At 43.6% G+C, this 4,198-nt stretch carries 4 protein-coding genes; 3 read left to right on the top strand and 1 reads right to left on the bottom strand.

What is annotated here, in order from left to right; genetic code table 11:
- On the top strand, positions 1–863 hold an 863-nt coding region (locus tag QVP40_RS03405), incomplete at its 5' end, for a zinc ribbon domain-containing protein (RefSeq protein ID WP_288200305.1).
- A 31-nt stretch (positions 864–894) separates the two neighbouring features.
- On the opposite strand, the gene QVP40_RS03400 is transcribed toward QVP40_RS03405, so the two are convergent.
- The gene (locus QVP40_RS03400; protein ID WP_022067095.1) at positions 895–1,107 is read right to left on the bottom strand and encodes a helix-turn-helix domain-containing protein; all 213 of its coding nucleotides are present in this window, start codon (positions 1,105–1,107) and stop codon (positions 895–897) included.
- A gap of 138 nt (positions 1,108–1,245) precedes the next feature.
- On the opposite strand from QVP40_RS03400, the gene QVP40_RS03395 reads away from it, so the two are divergent.
- Both QVP40_RS03395 and QVP40_RS03390 read left to right on the top strand, forming a co-directional pair.
- Positions 1,246–3,126 (top strand): zinc ribbon domain-containing protein, encoded by a 1,881-nt coding sequence (locus QVP40_RS03395; protein WP_022067094.1) that lies wholly within the window; start codon positions 1,246–1,248, stop codon positions 3,124–3,126.
- Between the two features lie 142 nt (positions 3,127–3,268).
- Positions 3,269–4,198: RNA polymerase sigma factor (locus QVP40_RS03390; RefSeq protein ID WP_288200304.1), on the top strand; the 930-nt coding region annotated here is incomplete at its 3' end.

Below are 4,198 nucleotides of genomic sequence, written 5' to 3'. Positions count from 1 at the left end.
AAAACCTTGATTTTAAAGGAAAAAGACTTGACTATATACTATACAGGGAGGAAAATGTAATGTTTTGTAAAAACTGCGGGAATCAGATACCGGACGGAGTTCGGTTCTGCCCCAAATGCGGAAAAGTAACAGGAGCAGTTCTGTCGAATCAGAGTGCAATAAATCAGAATGCAGCAAACAAGAATCTTATGGGACATACAGCTACAGGAAAAAGTACCATGGATTCTGACACGATAAGAAGTGAAAAAACCACACAGTCCGGCTGGTCCGGGGAGATTTCGGAAGCATCAGCCATTAAGAAATCGAAAACAAAAAAACAAAGGTATCTGAGAGCCTATAATCTTGGACATTTTGGAGTACTGATCGGCTGTGTAATGGAGATTGTGGCAGTATTTCTTCCAAACTATACCAATGGTTTCCTTATAGGATTTTTAAATAAATTCACGGATTTTATGGGTGATACCCCTTCTATTATGAAGTTCATGACGACTTTTGTATTTGGAGAGAATGCGCGGAAACTTACCGGATATCTGGACACAGAATTAAGAAATGTTGAGATTTATCAGAGCTTCAGAGACTATACAAGTACTGCAGCGATTATGCTTGTAGTTATGGGGATTTTGGTGCTGGTATCCTTTATCTGTGTTCTGTTAAAACGTGCCCCTGTGATTTCTTCTGTATTCAATCTGGCAGCTATTGGGGTTCTGCTGTATGTGTGCAGCAAACTGACCTCCGTTTTTCAGGGGCAGGGGTATCTGCTGCTTCTGGCAGGCGGTGTGGTGATTTTTGTATCATCTGTGATTTCGTCTATGATGACAAGCAATATGCTTATGAGACAGAGAGTTCAGCTGACAAAATACTGATAAATAAAAATATATAAAAAATCAGTATTGATTATCTGGATTCTTCATCCGGAATAAAAATCAGTATATCAGATATCGGACAGTCAATAACACTGCAGAGAGTGTTAAGAGTTTTTGTGGTAATGGTCTTGCCGCTTCGCAGACGCTGGATTGTATCAGGCAGAATCCCGTATTCGTAGATCAGCTGATATGTGGATATATTTTTCCGGCGGATGGTCTGCCAGAAGGGTTCGTATGAAATCATGTAGTTACCTCCTGTTTAACAGCATGGTAGCATACATGAGTTTTTATACATGCATGTTATATCATGTATGTTGCCTGTACAGCGACAGGTGCGTGTGCAAAATAAGAGAGATAAAATGCAGATCCGGGAGGAAAAACAATGTTTTGCAAAAAATGTGGTGCAAAGATAAAAGAAGGAACAAAGTTCTGTTCCAAATGTGGCGCTCCGGTAAGTCAGACTGCTTCAAAGGAGACGAAGAACAGCCGGAAGGATGTATTGAGGCATAAAATACAGGATTTCGGCAAAACGCCGGAAGGAGAGGCTTCAGGAGATAAGAAAATCCATCCAAAATGGGCGTATGGGGCGGCTGCTGTTGCTGTGGCAGTAGTTCTGGCTGTGGGAATAGGAAGTATTGGAGGAACAGATAAGACAGAAACAAAGGTTTCTGAGAAAAGTGAAGCTATACAGGCTGCCGAAAAAGTAGAAGCCCCGGAAACAGAAACGAAGAAAACGGAAGCCGAAACAGCTTCTGAGACAACAGAAACCGAAATCATGCAGGTTTCTTCTGAGGTTTCCGAGATCGTGGAAGCTCCGGCTGAAATAGAGAACGGAAATCCGGAAGAGGAAAAGAAAACAGAAGAAGCAGAAAACAGTTCCGGTAATAACATGGTGGAAATGACAGATCCTGATATTCAGAGAGAAGCCGCAGAGGGCAGAGAAAGTAACGATTCTCTGGAAATGCAGGAGAATGCAGAGGCGACAGAGGATGACCAGCTTTACGGCAACTATGATTATTACGGGGAAACTCCTTTATCTGACAATGCCGGAATAAATGTACAAAGTATATCGACTCTGGAAGCCTATGGAGGAACGTTGGGAGAGAATGCGCCGGAATCCGGTTATGTGATCGAGGTGACTGCCTACAACCGGAATAATATTCCCTGTCAGATTTATCCAATGTTCAGTGTGGGACTGGTATCTCCCAAATATGACTATGGATCAAAGGAAATGATCCTTTTGGATACGGATGCGATCTATGCAGAGGGAGGAGAGAATATTTCTCTGGAAGATCCTACCTACATAAAGCCTGTAACTGTTGCCCCCAATGAGGAGAGAAACTTTCTGTATTATCTGGATCTCAGCGGAGAGGCTCTGGTGGAAATGATCGATGAACGTCTATTTGGAGGATTTGGAGAAAAGCTTCCGCTGGAAGATCTTAAAAAGCATAAGGAGCAGGTTACTCTGGATTCCGAAAACTATCTGAGAAATATAGAGATTAGAAAAAGTGTGGTAAAAGCAGCGCAAAGCGCCTCTTCCCTGAAAGATAAGGTAATGATCTCCGATCTTTCTATGAAGCAGGTAGATGCGGAAATGTACCAGATTGATATGAACATATCCAATGAAAATGATTTTTCCTGTGATGTGTTCCCTATGCTGGGATGCACTGCAACTATGGTAGTGGATGACTGGGGAAGAGAGGAAACAGTAGAAACGTATATAAACGGCAGTGATACGGTTTACGGCAGGAGCGTTTCCCTGAAGATAGACGCAGAGAAATTTGAACCACTGGAATCTGTGGGGCTGGCTCCTCATGAAACGAAAAAAGTGATCTATACCATAGCTAAAGAAGATGTAACAGATATTACTTCTCTTAACGGCAATCCGGATACCATCTACGGCGATGTAAAGGAACTGAAAGATATTAAGCTGCTTGATTTTGCTGTTCAGGAAGCAGAAGTTACTTACATTCCTGTAAAAGCACTGGACGGAATTGAAATAAAGAAAGACGTAGAGGGAAATGTGGTTTATAATGTAATTACTTTTGTGAATGACACAGAGGACAGATGGCGTGAAATCTGTCTGAATTATGTATGGATGGACGGAGAGGGAACGCTGGTATCCTTTGATTCAACGAATGCCGAACTGGTAGATCTGGGGGAGACTGCGGAGCTTAAATATACTGCGGCTTCCGAAAACGACAAGACAACCCTGGTTCCGGCGCTTCTTTATTACAGCCCGGACAACAGTTATATGGAGTAAACCAGAAAGGCTGAAAATATGGACAGCAGTTTGGTTATGAAATGGTTTGTATGGCTGCTTCGCAGAGAACGCTCAGAAACAGAGCTGAGCAGGACACAGAAAAAGAAGATCAGCCGGACAGTGAGAAAGGACAGAAGAGAAAATGGACTATAAGAAAGCCGTTGAAGCGGCGCTTAAAGGAAATGAAAGCGCATTTTCCGCACTTTATGAATCAACACAGCGGGATATGTATTATATTGCGCTGAAATATATGAAAAATGAAGAAGATGCCATGGACGTGCTGCAGGATTCCTACATAAAGGCATGGCAGTCGCTGGCAACTTTGAAAGACCCTGCAAGTTTTCGGGCATGGTTTGGACGCATTGTGGCAAACACTGCCAAAAATGCGCTGGCAAAAAAACGTCCCATGCTGTTTTCCCAGCTTGAGGGAGAAAATGATGAGGGAGAGCAGTTTGCTCTTGACATCGAAGATGAAAAGTCAGAATTTCAGCCTGAGAGAAGCTATACGCAGAAAGAAACCCAGGAGCTGGTGCACGAGCTGATCGACAGTCTTTCGGATGAGCAGAGACTGTGTATTCTGATGTATCATCTGGACGACCAGAGTATTAAGGACATTGCAGAAACCTTTGGAATTTCAGAAAATACTGTAAAATCGAGATTACTATATGGAAGAAAAGCCATAAAGGCAAAGGCTGAGGAACTTCAGAAAAAAGGATATCAGCTCTACACAGTTGCACCTGTGGTACTGTTCCTGTATCTGCTTGACAGTGAAAAAGCATCTACTGTATTTGCAGCCACAGCCAATGCAGTTATGCAGGCACAGAAGACGGGAATCCTGGAGAGCGCAAAAGCATCTGGAAGCGGAGCAGGAGCAGCAGAAAGCAGTGCGGCAGGCCATGGCACAGAGACGGTTTCACATTCTGGAAGCAGTGGATCTGCTTCACGTCCTGGTGGAAGCCCCAGCTCTTCTGGCAATACAGGCAGGACAGCTGTATCCGCAGGCCGCAAAGTGGGACAGACAGCTGTAAAACAGGCGTTTATTCACACCGCAGCAGGCAAGGCCGCAGCGGTA

The organism is Blautia sp. CAG:257 (genome assembly GCF_000433815.1).
Taxonomy (GTDB): Bacteria; Bacillota; Clostridia; order Lachnospirales; family Lachnospiraceae; genus Blautia_A; species Blautia_A caecimuris.
The sequence above is the reverse complement of the archived record's forward strand: the minus strand, read 5'-3'. Positions and strand labels throughout refer to the sequence as shown.

What these genes read in the sequence shown, in the direction of transcription:
- QVP40_RS03400 (WP_022067095.1), bottom strand. Translation starts at nt 1,107, where the DNA reads ATGATTTCATACGAACCCTTCTGGCAGACCATCCGCCGGAAAAATATA.
- QVP40_RS03395 (WP_022067094.1), top strand. Translation starts at nt 1,246, where the DNA reads ATGTTTTGCAAAAAATGTGGTGCAAAGATAAAAGAAGGAACAAAGTTC.